The organism is Anaerosolibacter sp. (assembly GCF_029240175.1).
Lineage (GTDB): Bacteria > Bacillota > Clostridia > Peptostreptococcales > Thermotaleaceae > Anaerosolibacter.
On sequence record NZ_JARBTM010000001.1, the window covers coordinates 1 to 17,692 of the forward strand.

At 36.0% G+C, this 17,692-nt stretch carries 23 protein-coding genes; 5 read left to right on the forward strand and 18 right to left on the reverse strand.

The annotated features are described in order from the left end of the window. Positions 1-261: DUF2975 domain-containing protein (locus K0R93_RS00005; RefSeq protein WP_300295646.1), on the reverse strand; the 261-nt coding region annotated here is incomplete at its 3' end. A 482-nt stretch (positions 262-743) separates the two neighbouring features. On the opposite strand from K0R93_RS00005, the gene K0R93_RS00010 reads away from it, so the two are divergent. Both K0R93_RS00010 and K0R93_RS00015 read left to right on the forward strand, forming a co-directional pair. Continuing rightward, positions 744-1,223, forward strand: a complete 480-nt coding sequence (locus K0R93_RS00010; protein WP_300295648.1) for a hypothetical protein — start codon at positions 744-746, stop codon at positions 1,221-1,223. 36 nt (positions 1,224-1,259) lie between these two features. After that, the gene (locus tag K0R93_RS00015; protein WP_300295651.1) at positions 1,260-1,691 is read left to right on the forward strand and encodes a GerW family sporulation protein; all 432 of its coding nucleotides are present in this window, start codon (positions 1,260-1,262) and stop codon (positions 1,689-1,691) included. Positions 1,692-1,863: 172 nt separating this feature from the next. Here the strand turns inward: K0R93_RS00015 and K0R93_RS00020 are convergent, their stop codons facing one another. The 3 genes from K0R93_RS00020 to K0R93_RS00030 all read right to left on the reverse strand — a co-directional run bounded on the left by K0R93_RS00020 (position 1,864) and on the right by K0R93_RS00030 (position 3,295). Next, positions 1,864-2,013 (reverse strand): hypothetical protein, encoded by a 150-nt coding sequence (locus K0R93_RS00020; RefSeq protein ID WP_300295653.1) that lies wholly within the window; start codon positions 2,011-2,013, stop codon positions 1,864-1,866. Positions 2,014-2,018: 5 nt separating this feature from the next. Further along, positions 2,019-2,723 carry an Ldh family oxidoreductase gene (locus tag K0R93_RS00025; RefSeq protein ID WP_300295655.1) on the reverse strand — a complete coding sequence of 235 codons (705 nt, stop codon included), beginning with the start codon at positions 2,721-2,723 and terminating at the stop codon, positions 2,019-2,021. A gap of 68 nt (positions 2,724-2,791) precedes the next feature. Beyond that, a complete protein-coding gene (locus K0R93_RS00030; RefSeq protein WP_300295657.1) occupies positions 2,792-3,295 on the reverse strand; it encodes an RrF2 family transcriptional regulator in 504 nt (167 codons plus the stop codon). Positions 3,296-3,508: 213 nt separating this feature from the next. On the opposite strand from K0R93_RS00030, the gene K0R93_RS00035 reads away from it, so the two are divergent. Next, entirely contained in the window at positions 3,509-3,883 is a 375-nt protein-coding gene (locus K0R93_RS00035; RefSeq protein WP_300295660.1) for a pyridoxamine 5'-phosphate oxidase family protein, read from the forward strand. Between the two features lie 141 nt (positions 3,884-4,024). Here K0R93_RS00035 and K0R93_RS00040 read toward each other — a convergent pair whose 3' ends face one another. From K0R93_RS00040 to K0R93_RS00090, 13 genes are all read right to left on the reverse strand, one after another. Beyond that, the gene (locus K0R93_RS00040) at positions 4,025-4,219 is read right to left on the reverse strand and encodes a hypothetical protein (RefSeq protein ID WP_300295663.1); all 195 of its coding nucleotides are present in this window, start codon (positions 4,217-4,219) and stop codon (positions 4,025-4,027) included. Positions 4,220-4,346: 127 nt separating this feature from the next. Further along, entirely contained in the window at positions 4,347-5,357 is a 1,011-nt protein-coding gene (locus K0R93_RS00045) for an alpha/beta fold hydrolase (RefSeq protein WP_300295665.1), read from the reverse strand. 303 nt (positions 5,358-5,660) lie between these two features. Then, positions 5,661-6,149: a response regulator transcription factor gene (locus K0R93_RS00050; RefSeq protein ID WP_300295667.1), complete on the reverse strand. Its 489-nt coding sequence runs from the start codon at positions 6,147-6,149 to the stop codon at positions 5,661-5,663. 792 nt (positions 6,150-6,941) lie between these two features. Further along, positions 6,942-7,412, reverse strand: a complete 471-nt coding sequence (locus K0R93_RS00055; RefSeq protein WP_300295670.1) for a hypothetical protein — start codon at positions 7,410-7,412, stop codon at positions 6,942-6,944. 81 nt (positions 7,413-7,493) lie between these two features. Further along, entirely contained in the window at positions 7,494-8,075 is a 582-nt protein-coding gene (locus K0R93_RS00060) for a histidine phosphatase family protein (RefSeq protein ID WP_300295672.1), read from the reverse strand. A 167-nt stretch (positions 8,076-8,242) separates the two neighbouring features. Further along, positions 8,243-8,362: a PF20097 family protein gene (locus K0R93_RS19225; protein WP_442870164.1), complete on the reverse strand. Its 120-nt coding sequence runs from the start codon at positions 8,360-8,362 to the stop codon at positions 8,243-8,245. Next, positions 8,359-8,451: a PF20097 family protein gene (locus K0R93_RS19230; protein ID WP_442870165.1), complete on the reverse strand. Its 93-nt coding sequence runs from the start codon at positions 8,449-8,451 to the stop codon at positions 8,359-8,361. The genes K0R93_RS19225 and K0R93_RS19230 overlap by 4 nt, the downstream gene beginning before the upstream one ends. Positions 8,452-8,728: 277 nt before the next feature. Next, entirely contained in the window at positions 8,729-9,499 is a 771-nt protein-coding gene (locus K0R93_RS00065; protein ID WP_300296308.1) for a class I SAM-dependent methyltransferase, read from the reverse strand. Positions 9,500-9,543: 44 nt separating this feature from the next. Next, positions 9,544-10,062, reverse strand: coding sequence for a hypothetical protein (locus K0R93_RS00070; protein ID WP_300295675.1), 519 nt, complete (start codon positions 10,060-10,062; stop codon positions 9,544-9,546). Positions 10,063-10,163: 101 nt separating this feature from the next. Further along, entirely contained in the window at positions 10,164-10,649 is a 486-nt protein-coding gene (locus tag K0R93_RS00075; RefSeq protein WP_300295678.1) for a hypothetical protein, read from the reverse strand. A 45-nt stretch (positions 10,650-10,694) separates the two neighbouring features. Then, on the reverse strand, positions 10,695-10,958 hold the full coding sequence (locus K0R93_RS00080; RefSeq protein WP_300295681.1) for a hypothetical protein: 264 nt from the start codon (positions 10,956-10,958) through the stop codon (positions 10,695-10,697). Between the two features lie 73 nt (positions 10,959-11,031). Continuing rightward, complete coding sequence (gene bla, locus K0R93_RS00085; protein WP_300295684.1) at positions 11,032-11,811, reverse strand: subclass B1 metallo-beta-lactamase; 780 nt, start codon at positions 11,809-11,811, stop codon at positions 11,032-11,034. 313 nt (positions 11,812-12,124) lie between these two features. Continuing rightward, on the reverse strand, positions 12,125-14,137 hold the full coding sequence (locus tag K0R93_RS00090) for a carbohydrate-binding domain-containing protein (RefSeq protein WP_300295686.1): 2,013 nt from the start codon (positions 14,135-14,137) through the stop codon (positions 12,125-12,127). A 213-nt stretch (positions 14,138-14,350) separates the two neighbouring features. On the opposite strand from K0R93_RS00090, the gene K0R93_RS00095 reads away from it, so the two are divergent. Further along, complete coding sequence (locus K0R93_RS00095) at positions 14,351-15,139, forward strand: polyphosphate polymerase domain-containing protein (RefSeq protein ID WP_300295688.1); 789 nt, start codon at positions 14,351-14,353, stop codon at positions 15,137-15,139. A gap of 85 nt (positions 15,140-15,224) precedes the next feature. Continuing rightward, entirely contained in the window at positions 15,225-16,136 is a 912-nt protein-coding gene (locus tag K0R93_RS00100) for an AEC family transporter (RefSeq protein ID WP_300295690.1), read from the forward strand. A gap of 9 nt (positions 16,137-16,145) precedes the next feature. Here the strand turns inward: K0R93_RS00100 and K0R93_RS00105 are convergent, their stop codons facing one another. Then, positions 16,146-17,666, reverse strand: a complete 1,521-nt coding sequence (locus K0R93_RS00105) for an HAL/PAL/TAL family ammonia-lyase (RefSeq protein WP_300295693.1) — start codon at positions 17,664-17,666, stop codon at positions 16,146-16,148. Between the last annotated feature and the right edge of the window lie 26 nt (positions 17,667-17,692).

The following is a 17,692-nucleotide window of genomic DNA, read 5'->3' on the forward strand; positions in this document are numbered from 1 at the left end:
TGTGATTGCACAGTATTTTATATTCTTTAAAGCCTTTACAGATAATTCCGAGAAAGCTTTGTTCTTATCAATATAGCTTAAAAGTTTTAAAGTTTGATACAGAGCAAAGAAATACGATATCGCCGTTGCATACACACCGATTAAAATGGGGTAAGGTAAGTAATTTACAAATCCAGGCACCCAAAATATGCACAGAGCAAGAACCGGAATTGCAATAAGAAAAACTACTACCTTTAAAAAGAGTGTTGAAACTTGTTTCACATTAAGCACCTCACTTATTTTTTGATAATTTGATTCTAACATGTTTTTTATCGTTTATCAATATATTTTTCTTTCTATTCGATATGTTCGTATCGATATGCATTGTGTTTTTTAATAAAAGGGTTAATAAAAAGGTGTATCTATTGGTAAAAAGGCAGAAAACTAGAAGGGCAAGTTTAGTGACCTGCCCTTCTACAGTACTTTTCCAAATATATCCCATTAAAACATGTAGTATCAATACTTAGCTTTAAAACGACCCTTACTTATGGTATGGTTCACCTTATCACTGTAAATACAGTTTTTTCAGCATCCAAAGGGTGAAAAGGATGTCAGACCTATGCAAATAACCGTATAAACGTCATATCTATCACCAGCATTTCCCAATTTATTCTGAATATGAGAGTATTTAACACCATAAAAGCAATTAGTTTGGTTAAACTATTAAAGCATCCTATTCACAACAAAGCATGGAGGTAGTTTCCATGGTTTTACTATATATATTAACAATTACATTTTTACTTCTTGCAATTCTCTTGTTCACCGTAGCTTCAAAAATTATTGTTCATTTTAATTCTACTTCTTCAGATTTAAATGTGACATTATTATGGCTTTATCCTGTTCTAAGGTCAGTGGTTTCATCAGAAAATGACAGCTTTGTTCTAAGTATTTATCTTTTTAATAAAAGAATTCTTAAAAGACAGTTGACAATCAGCAAAATAAACCTGCAAAACAGGAAATATTTTAGCAAGATTCATCCTACTGATATTCATATAAGTGCCCAGTATGGTTTTAAAGATCCTTCTTTTACAGGCTTAGTTTTTGGGGGAATCAACATGATTTCTAGGTTTTTCACATTGGAATCTTTATACCAAAGTCCAAACTTTTTAGCAAATGATGATTTTATAAATATCGACGCCAGTGCAAAATTAAATCTTGGCCGTTCTTTATTGAAATTCGTATAAAAACAATACTATATAAAATTTAAGGGAGGAATTAACATGGATATAAATAATACGATGGAACAAAATGTTACTACTTTGTTTTCAAATATTGAAAGCTTCGCTCAACAGGAAGGTACCCTCGGAAGACCAATATCAGTGGAAGATAAAACACTTATTCCCGTCATTTCAGTTTCCATCGGATATGGTGGCGGCAACTCATCAGGCAAGCTTACTCAAGGTAGTACCGCTGCATCCCAGGGATCGTCAAATACTGGCATGGATGCCCTAGGCTTGGGCGCAAGAATATCTACTGATGCTGTGTTGATTGTAGACCAAGGCAATATATCTGCTATATCAATAAATCCTACCGCTGGAGCAATTGGACAAATAATGAATAAGATCCCTCAAATTATGGGCATGGGTCAAAACGCTCAGCAGCAGGGTCAGCAACAAGGCCAGCAACAGCAGGGACAGCAGCAAAATCAATAATATTGTATTCTTTTAACAATAAGTGCTAGGTACCAAAGTTATACAGTTATTAGAATGTATATAACTTTAGTGCCTAGCACCAAATTTATTTGCTTTGTGCTTATCTATGATATACATCACTACAAATAATCCGACGTAAATTTTACTAGATGCGGAGTTGGTCGGTAAGTCGTTATAGCTTCAGCAATGTTTCCCACATTTCCTCGTTTACGGGAATATTTTTTCTCATATTTTCTGCCCGCTCTCTGGCAGCCCTTTCTCCTGGGTAAAGGATATCGGTAAAGCCTTCCGCCTTTGCTGATGTCTTAATATACTCTGACATATTTTCTATATAAGCATCCGCATAATCCTCACCTGCATATCGGTAGGAAGAACCTCACCACCATCTAATATAGCATTGGGGTCGTCAGTAAGATTTCCATCTTTATCATAGCCTCCCGTAACCGGCAGCTTCTTTCCAGCAAGGGAGTATGTCTGCAGCTTTCCGAAGGAAAACTGAGACTGAGCCATGTCCAATAACACGTGCTCTCCACTTTTTTGTGGAATAGCTATAATAAAGGGATTGTTTCCTATACGCTTTTCCGTACCACCCCATGGTGGCATATTTGGAAATGTATTTGTCATGCAAATACCAATACATCCTGCATCGGCAGCCCTCAATCCATAAGTACCTCCACGAAGCCAGTGATTCGTATTTTTTAGAGCAACACATCCTAAACCGTATTGCCCCGCTAATTCAATAGCCCTGTCCATGGCAATACTCGCATTTATTGGACCGAAGCCTAGCTGTCCATCCCATTGTTCAAGGGCTCCGACACCATTCAATTTTACTGGATGCCTATGGGGATTAATTGCACCTTCATCTATAAATTTGACAATAGCAGGAAACCTATTTAAGCCATGGGAAGGTACGCCATCACGGCTGTTGTCTGCTATTATGGACGCGCCAATCTCCGCAGCTTCCGGTTCAAATCCTCTACTTATAAGAACTCTTTTAAGTTCACTTTTCAGCTCATCATAAGATACACGCATTAGTAATCCTCCTTTATTTATTTTAAAAAGCAAGTATTTAAATCTGTTCGCTAGTAAGAATTTTAAGCTTACCTTGATTTAGCATTGTTAAACCATTCAATAGTTGCTTTACTATGCTCTTCAGGAATCTTATTTTTTACTTGCTCATGCAGCCATGCTAAAGTCTTATTATTCAGATACTGTCTCATCTGATCTTCGGCTTCTAACATTACCACTTTTATTAAACAAGGACATTTTGTATAGGTATCAGGTAGGTTATTTTTATCTAGCAGTAGCTCCTTTTGCCTAATCTCTACACACTGAAATAATGGTGAAGTCCCTTCGATAGCTTCAATAATATCCCAAAATGTTATATTTTCTGGTGAACGTGCTAATTCATATCCTCCATTAACACCTGGAATCGACTTCACAATACCTGATTTTCTTAGCTTTGTATATACTTTTGATAGATAAGTCTCAGACACGCCTTGATAAGTTGCTAAGTCTTTAATCCCAACGGATTTTCCAGATGGCATATCTACCATATATAGTAAACAATGTAACGCATACTCTACTCCCACAGAAAATTGCAACAGAATCACCTTCCTAAATAACAATATAATCTTCCCACATAGTACTTCATTATTTTTTATTAGTCAATATTATAGACAAAAATTATCTATAATATATTTGATTGTGTTGACATTATAAAAACATAATCGTATACTAATTATAGATAATATATATCTATAATATATTTAATACTCATTTGTATTATCTAATACACTTTTAGGAGGAGATGTACAATGCTTACACAAAAGTTTTATGATGTATTAAAAAATGAAGGTGTAGTTTCGATCGTATCATGGGGAGAAGGTGCACCACACATCGTTAACACTTGGAACTCATACTTAGTTCTAACACCCGATGAAAGAATCTTAATCCCTGCATATGCAATGCGAAGAACTGAAAAAAATGCTGATCAAAATAATAAAGTAAAGATGGCTTTAGGCAGTAAAGAGGTCTTAGGTTATAACGATTACCAAGGAACAGGCTTTGTAGTTGAAGGAACTGCAAAGTTTCTTGAATCTGGTGCAGAATTTGATATGATGAAAGAAAAATTTTCATTTTTAACGAGAGTATTGGAGATAACAGTTTCATCTGCAAAACAAATGCTTTAGATTTTCAATTAAGAAGGAGAATCTCATTTTCTTGAGAATCTCCTTCTTTTTCATAATTCACTTCGAAGCTTATGAGATCCTTAAACAATTCCTACGATCAGACACTATCCATGCAATTTGAAGCTTGCTGAACAATAACGATTATCGTCTTACTGCCATAATGAGTAATATCACTGCAATGAAACTAAATATAACCGATGTTATCCCTATATTCATGTGGAAGTTTAACGAGCTCACATCTGTTACTTTATTTGACCTTATCCACAACCCACATACCAAAGTAGAAACCAAAAGCAAAGCTGTAATAATAGCTATAACAAGTGAAAAAACCTTCATTTTATGCTCTCCTTTCTATTATTTGTTCTACAGTACTAAAGAAAAATACTATTTCGCCAACTACTCCAATGATTCTGATTTATCCCTATATCAACTTGAGCTTTAGGAACATCAGACTTTGTAACAATTAAAATTTGTTATTATCAATTACCATTTTTCCTTCGCCATGGCTGGTAAAATTTTTTTCAATAAATTCCTCTGAAAGTCTTCTCATATCGTGCATATGTCCAAGAAGCATATGACCTCCAAACCTTACAGTTATAAGCTTACTGTTGTGAATATTTTTTGCCGTATACTTACTCCAAGCATGTGGTGCAAACGTATCATCCTCTGCTCCGATGATGAGGGTAGGTGCTTTAATCCTATCGAGAGACATTTCCTCCAGCTTGTTAATGTTCTCTGCATCTTTATTCCATCCTTGATATCGTTTAGAGACAGGCATTAAAGCCCACCCCATTTTGTCCATAAGCTCAAGTTCTTCCTTACTGCAGTTGTTCTTTAAATTATCAGAAGCACCTATGATACTATGCACTGTTGATGGTGATACTTTCAGCATTGCCCAAAAAATATAGTCGTTCTTCAGTAGCGCATCATATACGAAACCTGGTATCGGAAGATTTTGGGCTTTGAACTCCGAAGGTGGAGAATAGGCTACAGTAGATATCAATATCAGGCTGGAGATTCTTTCTGGATGTCGAATAGCAAACTGGATTGCAGGTACTCCTCCTGCTGACGTTCCAGCAATCACGGCCTTATCTATACCTAATTGGTCAAGTAAATATGCATAACTATCTGCCTGCGCTTCAAATGAGTCATCAGATGGAATTGAAGACTGCAGGTAACCAAAACGAGAGGGAATAATTAACCGGTAATTCCCGCTTAAAAAGCCCTGTGCAGTCAAAAGGCCAAAATCATATCCCCCCATGGTACCATGAGAAATCAAAACTGGCTTTCCCTCACCTATATCAACAAATTCAATAGTTCCATAGGGAGAATCAATAGTTTTGCTTCTTTCTTTAAGCGTTTTATTCAATCGAGACATGTCATGAAAATAAAATGGCAGCGATATCAATATACCCAGAACAATTATGCCTATCAAAAGACCTGCTGCCTTAAGTGATATTTCCTTAAAATTCATACAAATAACCTCCTTGGATTTAAACTTTTTTAATCCCACGATTTCCTTTGTAAATCTCACCATTGCACTAGTATTTGTTTTTGGAAATCTCATGTTTTCATTTTAGTCCATATGAAGCTTTTCGTGCATCGCGCAAATGTATGAAAAAGCATCAGATACATGTATGATTTGGGAGGGAATTTATATACTACATTTGTATGAGACCACTTAAAACCCTTATAAATCCTTGATTACAGCAAAAAAATAATACTGTCTGATTTTGGACAGTATTACCATGGGTATCTTTCTATTTCAATGTCTAAGTTAGTGATTTTGTTTCATGAGATTGATCAGTTCAATTTTGTTCCTGACCCCTGCTTTCTGATATATATTATAACCGTGTGTCCTGGCAGTCGTGAACGAGATGACCAGTTCTTCACTTATCATTTTATAACTGTAACCTTTAACCAGCAATTGAATAACTTCCCTTTCCCTATTCGTAAATTTATATCTTTCAAAAAAGGCGTTTTCTAACTTATCCTCTTCCAGGGTCTCTTCGAAGCCGTCCTTTTGCTCCTTTTCGACCAGAGAGTGAACAAAATTATCTAAATAGTTAAACCCAAAATAGAGGCTAAAAAAATTCCATACAAAATAAAAAATCGGTAGCGACAGTAATCCATAAGGAAAAGTATTCTGAAAAACCGGTACCTCTTGCAGCCTAAAATCGATAAACATAAGCGGAATCCAGAAACCGAATATAATTAAGAAGGTTTTTATGATTTTCCTTGTCGCAGGTAACTTCACTGACTTCATGAGAATTACGCCAAGACACAGACAATACAACAGAGTAATGAAAATTATTAAATTTATAACATTGAGGATGATAATTTTGTATGGGAGGGTGTAGTATAATACCAGTGAAATAATCGGGAGGAACGCCAGTAGGCTGAATATAAGCTTTTTTCCTTCTGATAGATTCAACTGAAGCAACTCATATGTAAAAAGAGGTAGGGAATACATCAAAAGACCGCTCCCAAGACAGGAGATTACCCACAATATCACGCTGAGATATTCACCATCAAGTACACTCACCAGTTGGTAATACATGATAGTTCTTTCCATAAGAATGGCCAACATTGAAATTAAGAATAATGTGAAGTACTTTATCAACCTACTGTTATATTTGAGATATGACAAGATCGATAAAACGATCGTGACACAGCCAAACATGAAGGATATGACATGTATAAAGAAAACTATATGTTTCATAATTGTTCTCCCACAATTTTCTTGGTTTCTTAATTAAAATCTTACCTTTTGTTGTTTAAAAAGGCAAACCTTTTATTTATGGTAATACTCTCCGTATCGCTGTAACTGCGGTCTTTAATAGCTACAACAGAAGCACTTCTACATTGTAAATTTAAAACGATTGAGTCTTTGGAATCGACATGATATAGTAGCACAAATTTCCAGCGACACAATAACTGGGCCATTGGAAAACAGACACGAAAAGAACAATGTGGAGAGCCACTCATATCTGAAGAGGCACACAAAACTTTGTTGGACGAAGCTGCATTACTTTGTATTGTTATTAGATATTATGATTTACTTTATCGAGTCAGTTAATTTTATAATTTTTTCTAGCATTTCATCATTAAGGTCGTAATGAATATACGCTTGGGTTCTTTTGCCACTCTTCATCGTCTCAATATCATACATTATAAGATCTCCTGTTTTAAGTATCATTGCAGAACCTACAATATCCTTATTTGACATCAAAGAAATAAAATACATTATTTCAGCATTTTTCATTAAAACATTTTCCTGCTCGGCAGTTAGTTCTTGCATTTCTATGCCATGTAAGAATTCATAAAGGTTACTAATCATCTCTCTATCTTGAGTTTGCTTTGCCCCTTGATTTTGATTATCTATTTGAGCCATATCAATATCTTCTAGTTTGGTAGTAATTAAATTCTCAGACATGATAGTGTGTGTATTATTTGTAGCACAGCCACTTAAAACAATTATAATTATCAATATGAGCAATGTTAACTGCCGGAACTTCAATTGCATCATTCTCCCTATATCAATTTACAATATACTTCTAAGTCATTGAAAGACATTTCTTTATGAGAAGAGCATTTTACTCTAACCTTATTACTTCCTCCCCTTAAACACTTTCTGAATAATCAATAATTCTTCTTTCCCAACGTAATTTATCCCATCAAAATCAAGGCGAATTATATATGGCATAAAGTCTATAATTCTTAGAAAATCATTACAGCAATAAGATGGGTCGAAATAATTTAAAATCGTACTGAGTGCTGTGCCATGGGTTCCAATTACTATTTTCTCACCTTTACGATTATTTAAGATTTCTAACACTGCTTCAATATTACGACTCTGAACCATATTAAGCGATTCTCCATTCTCCTCATGAAAATCAAAGTTATCCCATCTTTTCTGAAGCATCTCTAAGCTGCTACCATTTAGGCCCTTTTCTCGTTCTCTAAATCTTTCATCCATGATAATATCAATACTATGTTCAAACGCAATTTCTTTTATAGTATCTATGCTTCTTTTATAAGGACTTGACATATAGCAATCTATTTTATGATTTCTAAAGAATTCTATAATTTTTCTACTATCAGCTATTCCCTCATCAGTCAAAGGTCGTGTTCTATCATCTTCCCAATCATGGTCTGGTTCAGCGTGCCTGATAAAAAATATACTTGTCATACTCTTTTATCCCCCCTAAAATTCTAATCTCAAAATACATGTATTCAAAAATCTGTACAATTACGGTATTAGAGTGGTTAATTGACTCTTACTTTGAAAAATGACTAATCTTTTTTAGTCTTCATTTTCCACAATTCTTGAGTAAAGTGCTAATACTTTATCCAGCGTTAAAGCTCATCTAAATCAATAATAATCTTATTGCAATTTTTACATCTATAACAACTCACCTTTGGATTCTCAGATATAAACTCTCCACCAAATACAGTGTATTTCTCGAACAGGCTCATATGTTCATTGTGCCATTAAAAGAGTACCGCCCACTGTCTATGAAACCTTTGATTAATTCATTCTTACAATATGGACATTCTAAGTGCACAGTTACATCCCCTTATCTTTACTATTTCTTAGTTATCTTTCTTTTGCACTTCTTGATAGATTTTTTCTAATGTGTATAAGCCTGGACTTAGCACGCCAATAATTCCAAACAAATACATCCATATGCCAGCTCCAAACAGCCCCCTATATTTTAGATACTATAGTCATTCTACATTTTCCACTTATTTCCTCCTACTAAAAATGAGTAGGAATAAATTCCTACTCAACTTGATAATATTTGAATTATGAAATAAAAAAATACTTGTTTATAGCTAATGCTATGGTTTTCGTGCTAGGTATAGGTCAACTGTATCATTAATAATTAATTCATTCCCCAATTCTTCGATTGCTGCCCTAACAGCATTAAAAAGCTTTGATTTTATTGATTTTTCTAAAGCTAAATGATCTGAATAAGTATTTAGCAATTCAATATATTCAATTCCAGTCATCTTCCTGATATTATGATATAACTTAAACTCAATATTAGTAAACCCATATTGTTCTAATTTATTTATTATGCTTGAATACCTTGATTTATCTTCATTATTGGTTACCTTGTAACTCCACTGTGGCAAAAGCTCAGTATAAATAGACTGAATTTTTTGATGCAGTGGATTATCCTTATGATTTGTGGATGGTTTATTCCAGAATAAAGCAATCGTACCACCATTCTTTATTATCTTATATGCCTTTTTATACCCAATTTCATCAGGTATCCAATGGAAAGCAGTAGCTGAATACAACATATCAAAACTACTATTATCACACTCATAATCTTCAAAAGATGATTGAATAACTTCTAAATTTGAATAATCTCTAAATTTATTTCTTGTATATGAGGCAAGATTTTCACCTAATTCGACTGCTATTACTTTACATTTTGCCTCTAAAAACGGCTTTGTAGCTTGACCTGTTCCACAACCTACCTCTATCACTGACTTGTCCATAGTGATTTCCCCATATTTTATTATCTCTCTAAATAGCTCTGCTCCATAATTAGGGCGTCTTTTTTCGTAATTTAGAACAACTTCATCAAATAAGTATTTCATATCCAAGTTATCATCTCCACTCTCAATACATTCTTTCGATACTGTTATCGTAATGGCTGTATTTTTAGGTGTGTGAATGGTGCTTTATGGATTGAATAGAACAACCTCCCTTTGCCTGATATGTCTAGCTCCCTTTCTTGCCCATCCCCTGACAGAACTACACTTTTAATGGTATTATCGCAGACTCTTCCTATTACCACTGAAATTTCTTGCTTTCTTGGAGTCTTAATATTTGTACCTGCTAGCATATAGTCACTATCAGTAGCTTCAAAACCAAAATAGGCCGAAGGTCTATACCAGCTGTAACTGTGATTATTCTCTTTAATGATAGCAATACCAAATGCACTAAGATTCTCTGCTTCCATATACATCTCATAAAAGATAATCGTCTCACCATTGATTTCTTCAACAGCCAAAATGGCTGATTTGTCGAGACCTTCTTTTTCTATTCCATTTTCTATAGCACTTTCTTTTGATTGATACCACTCGATATGATCTTCTATATTGGTACAACCCTGTAAGAATACTATTCCTATTAAAAGTATTAATACGATTTTTTTCATTTTCTATCTCCTTATGGCGCACCTATGGCAAAAGTACGAATTCATTTTTCCATGGGATAACGATAGTATTTTGAAAATCTATGTGCCGTTCACTCGTTTTATCAATTAGTACTTCTTAACGATTCATAAAAATTTTTCAAAACCTTTATATCAAATTTATTCCCTGAAACCTTATATAATGACCATGCTCCATCCTTATCTATAACCGAAAGATATTTGTCTCCTCTAACTGCTGTTCGAAAAACTTCTTCTCCATTATTTTCTATCTTGATAATGAAATACTCAACATTATCAAGCTTTCTATAACTTGTATTTGTTCTCCTATATTTATAAGATTTTAGGTAATCTAATACTTCCTTTGCGTGATTTTCACTATAACTCTCAGCAGTAGACCCATCATCCAGAATGGAATTACGGTTAGTCACTGTTAAATGTACATTTGAATCAATAACAGGCTCTTTTCCAATGATGCTAATTAGGTCCCTAGGATAAAATAAAAATAAGTACACACATAGCATGACAAATCCTATAATCATTGTAGTAGAAACCGCGAGTTTTCTCTTTGGAAAAAAATCTGAAGTAGTCACATTCCTCACCCCTTTATACGAATAACAGTAAATAAGAAGATCGTTCTAACCTACATTTCTAGTAATAAACACCACAAAGTTGAAAATTGCTACTACATATAGAAAATACCCATATTTATTTTTCTTCGCAATAATATTTTGCGTACCTAGTAATAGCATGAATGCACTCATAAATAATTGTTGTAGATTTAATAATAAAGCATCACTTGGATTGGTCATTAGCGCAACTATTGCTGAGGTCATCGTAATAATAGCAGTTATTGGTAGTCCAACCTTATATACATTTGATTTTTCATTCTTTAAGTCCATATTTCAGCCTCCAATATTTCCATTAAAACCACCCTTGATTCTAAAACTTTATAAGAATTACTTAATTAACTAATCAATTCGCAAATAGCTCTAATGTATGATGAACCAACTTTATATCTCCCCATTTACCGTGTCCTGGGATAACAACTTCTGCATTTGAATATTTTTCTAACACCATTTCTACTGATAATGGCCATTGTTCTATATTGGCATCAGTCACACTCCCTAAATCCTGAGATTCCATTGACTTTATCAAACACCCTCCAAATAATACCTTATCGTCTGAAAGCCATACTGTAATATTGTCTACAGCGTGCCCTTCCCCTGGATAAAAGATTTCAAAATTCTTATCTCCTATTAGGATAGTTTGTTCTGAAGTCAATTTAGGTTGTGGCGTTGCGAATCCGTTCTTCTCCGCATCCTGAGCAGTTTGACTTGTACTTAGAACATCAATTCCATTATCTATCAAGGTATCAATCCCACCGATTCTATCAACATGTGCATGGGTTATGATCGCTGTAGTAATCTCTTCATTAAATATTTTCTTGCTTAATTTCAATAGTTCTTTCATCTGTCCATTATTCCATGGTGTGTCGATTAACACTATGCCCTCTGCCGTAATTACCAACATACCGTTAGAAGGTGTTCTATAGCCATTATAATTTTCATAGCTGGTATGAACCCAAATATCGTCCTTCACCTTAGATAATTCTATATAATTTTGATCATTCGAACCACTCTTGTAGCTGCCCTCATCAACTTTAGGATAGCTATTAACATCAAGATTGCTTGAACAAGCAATCATACTAAGGGTAATAATCATAATAACGAATAACAGATAAATTTTTTTCATAAGAAGTCTCCCAACCTGTGTAGATTTTGATTTGATATAACCTTTTTTAAAATTAACACTTAATCTTATTACTCATTAGACCTAGTCTGCACCTTTACCTGTAGTAGGCAGGCGCATATATTGGTACTCACATTTCTTATATTATTCTCTATTTTCCATTAATTTCCTCTAAAATAAAAACTAGGCAAATTAAATTTCCTAGTTTTTGGTATTCTATCCTAATATCATTTCTTGTGGTCTCTTGATAGTCATAAAAAGAATTATCCTTCTGCCCTAAGGTGTCCTCCAAGACTTTCAAAAGGGGTGCATTATCCTATTGTATTCTTCTCTCAGGTCGTTTTTGTTCTCCTTCAAAGGCAGTACCATTAGGTGGCCCTGGCCTTGTGCTTCTAGCGGTTGTTACTCCTGTTTCCGATAGCCATGTGACAGAATTTGTCATCGCAAATTCAACTATTTTTGTTCCCCCCTGGTACTCACCATCGGCATACAGACCATCAGCCTCACTTCCTGTTGAAGTACCACCAGTGTAAAGTGTATAACTAGCATCTTTTTCTAGTTCAGGTGCGCTGATAACCACCGTTTGATAATCCTTTTTCGGTGCAAAAGTTGCTACTGTATTGCCTTTGCTATCTTTTAAATGAACGATTGTACCTGCTTTCTGTGTCTGTGAATAATTCATGCTGATAGCGTACTGGGTTGATTCTTCAGAGGGTGCTTGTGCCATTCCTGAACTTCCTACAGCGATAAGAAACCCTCCCGTCATTTCAAAAGTCCGATCATAGTCCAGTGCTCCATTGTTACCTGCTGTTGGGCCATTTACCAATACTGTACCGCCACTCATATAAATCGATCCATTTGCATCCAATCCATCCCCAGAGGAATCCACAGAAATATATCCACCATTTATATTAAGCTTTGTATTTTCTGATGGGCTAAAATGGTTTTCTCCAGGGCGTCCATTTACAGCTGATCCATCGTTGCCTCCTGCCACATTGATGCCATCATCACTGGCAGTGACATGAATTTCTCCGCCACCAACCGTCACCTCTGTACCTTCTATACCTTCATAGCTTTTTGTTATATTGATTTTTCCGCTATCTATTTTTACAACTGTGTCTGCATGAATTCCATCGTCACCCGAAGCAATAGAGATATCACCTCCATTGATAGTAACATTGGTATTGCTGTGTATGGCATCATCGGCAGAATCTATATGAACGGTGCCTCCTCCAATCGAAATATCTATGGCTGCCTTTATTCCTTTTTTGCTTTCCGCTTCAGTTACGCTTGTATTCGTAGTTATTGGCTGAGGTTGGGATGCCGGTGTAGGCGGAGTTGGAGGAGCCGATGCGCTTGTATCTCGATTGCCTTTAGGATTTCTCCATTGGCCTTTGGCTTGAGCATCGACTTTTACTGTACCCTTTGTATTGCCGCCTCCTGAAAAAATGTTATATGTCCCATCACTTATCAACAGGGATGTTTCTGCTTGCATTCCGTCTTTTTCTGATTTTATGTCAAAGCTTCCTCCCTCAAGGGCTATAAATCCTTTGGAAGCATCGGTGTCATTGGTGGATTTGATGCCATCACCACCAGCTTCTATGGTGATATTGCCTTCTTTTACTGCCACCATATCTCTTCCTATTAGTCCATCATCCTTGGAATAAATTTGAATATTCCCTCCGGTGATTTTTAGGTCATCTTTACTGGTAATACCATCATTGAAATTTCCTCGTACAGTTACTGTACCGCTTCCGTTTATGGTAAGACTGACTTTGCTAAATATGGCAGCGTTCGGTTCATCTGATGAAGCATCTGCCAGTATATATTCTGCTCCATCCGATATGAAGTTCTCCGTTCCTTCTTGTAAAGTAATGATGGTTTTTCCAGCATTCTTTACATAGATTGGTGCATTGTCAGCACTATTTATCTCTACACCATTTAAAATCAGTTTAACTGTACCTTTGTCTTGGACGTCTACGATGATTTGTCCGTTATCCAACTTACCGCTAAATGCATATACCCCTGCTGCTGTAATCGTGACTTTACCACTCTTTACGTCCACACCTGAAGCATTTACATTGGCATTCGTTCCATTTAGTTCAATATAACTTGGATTTTCGTTTTTCCAATCACTGTAATCATCATCCCTTTCATAGCTAACCATCTGGCTTATGACAGAACTGATATTTTCTACCCCAGCAGCATTTGTACTTAATTGTTCTGTTACTAAATCTATCTGGGATTTAGCATTGGTACTGCAGGCAAGTAATAAACTTGTACATAATAATAAGGTTAATAGCTTTAAATATAGTTGTTTCCTGTTCATTATTCAATCCTCCCTAATTTTGATCATTTCTCTTGTTGCACGATTTTGTTTGCTTTCATGTTTCTATTTTACAAATGAAAGCTTAAACAAACCTTAAATATGAGGGATTTATGAATTATAACATTCACTTAAAATATTTAAGCTTACTTTAAGGTTGCATCCTTAGAATAAAATTAAAGAGAAAAATCAAAGGTTATGAGAGGAGAAATTACCATGGCAATAGAGGTTTTTAGCAGGCATGAAAGCAAATTTTTACTAAATAAAGATACCTATGAAAAAATTCAGGACAGATTACTGGATTATATGGAGCCAGACAAAAACAATTTAAGCAATGGGTTTTATACCATAAGCAATATCTATCTAGATACAAGGGATCATCATTTGATCAGAACATCCTTATCCAAGCCCAAATACAAAGAAAAACTTCGCATAAGGGCCTACGGGGTGCCCCAAAATGATGAAAAGGTATATTTAGAAATCAAAAAAAAAGTGTGCGGTCTTGTGAATAAAAGAAGAACGACACTAAAGCTTGATGAAGCCTATGATTTTGTATCTTCAGGAATAAAACCAGTGTATAGGGAATACATGAATAGACAGGTGATCAACGAAATTGCATATATGTTAACGATATACGATTTAGAGCCTAAGCTATATTTGGCTTACGACAGAAAGGGTCTTTTCGCCAGGGAAAATAAGGATTTACGAGTAACCCTTGATACAAATATTCGAACAAGAAGGTATGATCTGCGGCTGGAAAACGGTGATCACGGAGAACCTTTGCTTACGAAAGATCAGTGGTTGATGGAAATAAAGGCAGAAAACAGCATACCCTTATGGTTGTCAAAGCTGCTTTCAGAATACAAATTTTATAAAACAAGTTTTTCAAAATATGGTTTAGAACACCAAAAGATGATATTAAAAAATCAAAAACTGAAAGGAGAAAGAAAACCATACTCAAAACAATATTCAATACAACATCAGCTAATGCCTCAATATCTTTAACAAACTGAACATATTAGGGTAGTACTGATTAATAACCTTTTATGCTATACTGAAGTGGTAACTAAACGCAAAAGGGTGTGACGTAATGGGGGCAATGCTGGTAAAAGCTATTTCATTAATTCTAATAATCGTGATTGGGTATACCATCAAGGGAGTTGGCTGGGTGAGCCTCAGTGATTTTCCTAAATTCTCAAAAATCGTCCTATGGATAACCTTGCCATGTGCGCTGGCTACTAGCTTTAATAAGTTTGAAATATCATACAATCTACTGTTTTTAGTCGCAATTGGTATTGGCGTTAACCTTATCCAGCAGTTTGCCGGTTATTTAGCCAATCGCCACACCGATGCCAAGGAGCAGGCCTTTGGCATTCTCAACATCGGCAGCTACAATATCGGTGCCTTTGCCATGCCCTATATTTCAGGATTTATTGGCTCAGAATCAATAATTTTCGCCTCATTGTTTGATGTGGGCAATGCCATTGGAGCGGCAGGAATCGGCTACGGCTGTGCACTGTCGATTACCAATGAAAACGAAAAGACCACCATTGGACGCTTTCTAAAGAATATGTTACGCTCACCAGTGTTTGACACCTATTTATTTTTACTTATTATTCGCTTGATGGATTTGCATCTTCCAAACGCGGTGATTACCTTTACCTCAACAGTTGGCAGTGCCAATACCTTTATGGCAATGCTTATGATTGGGATCGGGTTAGAACTACATTTGGATCAGAAGAAATTTAGGATGGCTTTCAAGTACCTAGGAATGCGCTATGGCTTTGCCCTGATATTTACTATAATCGTGGCCTTTTTCATACCCTTTCCCCACCAGGTTAAGACTGTTTTATGTATGCTGTTCTTTTCACCGATTGCATCTATGATAGCCGGCTTTACCAGCGATGTGAAGGGTGATGTGGAAACCTCAGCTTTTATGACCTCCTTCTCCATCATCATGGGGATCGTCTTAATGCCTATGGTTCTAATGATTATGGGTTAGGCTCAATGATCAACGAATGACTTTCTCTACAGAATCTAATATTTTTCTAGATTTAATCAACTTGTAGATCTTACGGATATCCTCAGATAGATTTCTATCTTGATCTAGGAATGGTATTTCTGAACGAATCACATCATACGCAGCCTTTGTCCCGACCCCTAATCTCGTGGCTTTTCGTAGATCTATAGCCTGTACCGCATGCATTGCCTCTATTCCCAATATATATATCAAATTGTCTACTATTCTTGCAGTTTTCTGTACCACATAAGGGGAGTTGTTTGCATGATCTTCTATATCTCCTGCCACTGAGAAATAATCCGCTGTAGCTGGATTAGATAAATGTCTGATTTCAGTATCCAAGGAGGTAAATGTCTTTTGAATGGTTGCGTATGCCAAAACTCTGCCGTCTGCAGGCGTTAAAAACCTTGATAGTCCAGTGAACTTTGGTGTGGCCAGCTTTATCGTTCTAAAGCATGCATTCCTTGAAAGATGGCTTAATGCCAGCCCTAGCATTTCGAAGCCCAATGTCCAAGTAGGAACTTCATAGTTTGCACAAGAAATAATCCTATTTTCATCCATTATTAAGCATGGGTTATCGTCGGAGGAATTCAATTGAATGAGCATATGATTTTTAACATACCCTAGGGAATCCCGCACTGCCCCATGGATTTGACAAGACCCCCTTAAGCTTAAAGGATCCTGCAAAGAATCCGTCACTCCTGGTAGCCATAAATAGCTTCCTTCCAATAGCTTTCGAACCCTGCTTGCACTAATGCTCTGTCCTTGATAAGGTCTAACGCTGTAAGCTGCTTCATCTAAGGGTGTTACATTCCCCTTAAAACCCTCCAAAGTCAATGCATACACCACATCTGCCAAATCAACCAAATCTTCAATATCTTTCAGTACAAGGGCACCTTCTCCTGCTGATAAAGCATTGGAGCTAACAATCGCCAGCCCATCCTTAGGTCCAAGAACAATAGGCTCCATACCTGCTTTCTTAAAGGCTTCAGAGGCTTTCATTCTTTCTCCGTTATAGTTCACTTCTCCCTCTCCAATCATGGCCAGCCCTATATGGGAAAGAACCGTGATATCCCCTTCTCCAACGGAACCCCTTTGAGGAATGACAGGGTGAATTTTATTGTTTATCATATTCATATACATGGTGGCCACAGCTGGTTGTACACCTGTGCATCCAACAAGCAAGGTATTCAATCTCGCCAGCATTATGGCTCTAACATCATCTTCTTTTGCTTCCGGTTCAACACCAAGACAATGGGATAGAATAAGATTTCTATTATATTCCTGATAATATCGAGCCACAACCTGTCGATCCTTATTCTCCCCTACGCCTCTTGTAAAGCCATAAACCGGTATATCACTGTTCGCCATATCATAAACCATTTGTCTTCCCTGTTCCAGCTTCTTCATTGACTCACTGCTGATTCCAACTTGAGCCCCTTCTCTGGCAACCTTTGCCACCTCATGGATCGTAAGACTATTTCCATCCAGCATGATCATTTCTTGAATCATATAAATCCCCCCCTAATAGCTATCAG